2 protein-coding genes are annotated in these 2,744 nt (G+C 50.0%); both read left to right on the top strand.

The features are described 5' to 3' along the window. Positions 1-199: 199 nt before the first annotated feature. A complete protein-coding gene (locus tag NCN04_RS10260) occupies positions 200-1,462 on the top strand; it encodes an extracellular solute-binding protein (RefSeq protein WP_250396033.1) in 1,263 nt (420 codons plus the stop codon). After that, positions 1,459-2,744: mechanosensitive ion channel family protein (locus NCN04_RS10255; protein WP_250396032.1), on the top strand; the 1,286-nt coding region annotated here is incomplete at its 3' end. The genes NCN04_RS10260 and NCN04_RS10255, both read left to right, overlap by 4 nt.

Here is a 2,744-nt window from a genome sequence, read left to right as displayed (position 1 = left end):
CCAAACCGCATAGAGCGGGATGAAGACCAATCCGCCCAGAGGGGAGCGCAGCCACAGCGTTAGGGGCTCAAACCAGGACATCCCCTCAATCATTGGTATGAGCCCATCCGAAGCCTTTCCATGCTGACCGTTGAGTGGGGAAACGGAGTCCTGACCTCTTTTACGCTAAAAATTGGACAATCGTCCAAGAGGTCATGCTGTGCAACGCCTTTTTGCCCTGATCAAAAGCAACAGGTGTCGCATCGCCGTTTTGCTGAGCACGTCCTTGCTCGGAAGCTGTGGCGTCACCGATCGCCAAGATTCCACCCTCTTGCAAGTGGCTCAGGCCAGCAATGAAAATGAACAACAATCAGCCAGTCGATTTCATTCCGAACGCAAGATCAGCAAGGATTTTCAACAGCAATTAAAAGAAATGCAGCCTGCTATCAAGCTGCATCCCTCGATCTACGCCGCAGAAACACTGGAACAGGAACTAAGAGTTCGAACCAATAGCGGACTGGGTCCAGACCTTGTGATCACAGATAGCAATCAGGCCTTAACCCTTCTTGCGGAAGGCATCACCACACCGATCCAGCTGACGGAAGAAAAGCGGGTATTGATATCCCCATCAGCTCTTGAGCGCGTCAAAACCGCCAACGGAACGCTTGCCGGACAACCGGTCTCTCAATATTTACAGCTGGCATGCTTTGACAAACGCAAGCTGAAAGAGCCGCCAAAAACGCTGACGGAATTGTCTGCAGCCAGTGGCAGGGGAAAAGTTTTTGGAATGGTCACCAACCTCCAGGATCTGTACTGGAGCCTTGGAAGCTTTGGGGCCGGTGAGGCCTTAGCCACCTCGCTCGCAGGCAAACAAGCCACGGATGCAGCCCACGAACGACTCACCCAATGGATGCGATGGCTCAAGGCATCCAGCTATCAGCAAAACATTGTGTTTTTGAGAAATCAAGCCTCACTTCGGAAAGCACTGATCGGAGGAGAGATGAGTTGGATCAGCTGTTGGAGCTCTCAACTGCCGCAACTACGTGAAGCGCTCAAAGATCATCTCGGAATCGCCCCATTACCCAGTGGAGACTTTGGTCGAGCCACACCAATCACTCGCTTACAGGTCTGGGCACTTGGTAAAAACTCAAGCAAACGTCAACGAGCAGAAAGCCTGAGACTGCTCAATTTCATGGTGCAGCCCTGGGCTCAGAAAACCTTTGCCCTCAAATACAAAACGGGATATCCAGTCAATCCCGCAGCGGCACTAATCGTCAGAAAACAATTATCTGTCGGATTTAACAAGTTCAATGAAGAGGAAAACGAGCGCGTGAGCCGCGGTGATGCCATCATCTCCGCAATCGATGCCAGGCCAAAACTAGAAAAAGATATTCAGTCAACACTTAATGAGTTGATTTTTGATGGATTATCTCCCGAGCAAGCCGCCACAGAACTCCAAACCCAGATCAAAGCTAAGCCATGACTCTGCCTATGCCTTACCTCATCACTATCGGCCCTGGGCCCATTCTCAACGAGCTACTGAGCTGGGGCGTTTATCTCAACCGGGGCACTGTTCTTCTTCAATTACTATTGGTTGGAGTTGTGATGATCGCGGAGCAACGCGGTGCACTTCGAAGAAGCGTGAGACACAGGCTGGTGCCTGAATACATCCGAGTGCTGATCGGCCCTCTACTCCTTTTAATCAGCTCAGCCCTATTTCTCCTGGTGGGCTTGCCATGGGGATTGCTGCGTTACTTCGGCCTACTCTGGCTGGGTTGGATGTCATTCACACCTCTAAAAACGCTACTTCTTAGCATCAACAAAGAATTTCCAGTTGATGAATTAGAAAGCACATTTCTAAGACCCATTTACGTTATCGTAGCTTCCCTATCTTTCGTAAGGCTGATGGGAAGCACGGAAAATCTGTCGCAAACTCCTATCGCCAATCTGTTTGGAGTAGAGCTCACTCTTGGCAGAATTTACCTCGCTGTAATCGCGATTTACGTAATCATCACCCTGGCGTCTAGGCCTGCAACCTTTTTAGCTTGGCTCAGCGGGGTGTTGTTTGGAGTCCGTCCTCGCAATCGAAGAGGTCTAGAGCTGTTATTCCGCTACAGCGTGATCATCGTTGGGATCATTGCAGTTGCTTACTACATCGGTATCGACGGCACCGCCTTCATCGCCATCGCGGGCGGACTCTCTGTAGGAATCGGCTTCGGTATCAAGGAAATCGTCTCAAACTTCATTAGTGGTATCTGGCTGTTGTTTGAGGGTTCAGTGCGGCCAGGTGAAATTTTAATGATCAATGGTGACCCTTGCACAGTGCGGAATCTTAGGCTGAGAGCCACGCAACTCAGACGAGGACGCGATGGGGCCGAACTATTAATACCCAATCAAACTTTCTTCACAACAGAAGCAACATCCTTCACCGCAACAGAAACATCAAGACGCGACAGTGTAGTGGTTGGCGCGGCCTACGATCACGACCCCGACATCATTGTGGAGCTATTGAAAACAATTGCCAAAGAGCACAAAAAAGTTTTGGAGTATCCACCAGTCAACGCATTCGTTATCGACTTTGCTGATTCTTCGATCAATTACAAGTTGTGTTTCTGGGTGGCCAATCCCCTCGACTCCTATGAAGTTGGCAGTGATCTACGCCGAACAATCTGGAAGCAGTTTGAACAGAAAGGAATCACCATTCCGTTCCCACAACGTCAGGTGTATCCAATGGAATGGCCACCAAACCTTCAACAAAGTCTGCA

Source organism: Synechococcus sp. MU1655 (genome assembly GCF_023630655.1).
Lineage (GTDB): Bacteria > Cyanobacteriota > Cyanobacteriia > PCC-6307 > Cyanobiaceae > Synechococcus_C.
Note: the sequence above shows the minus strand (reverse complement) of the source record. Positions and strands in the feature narration are given on the sequence as shown.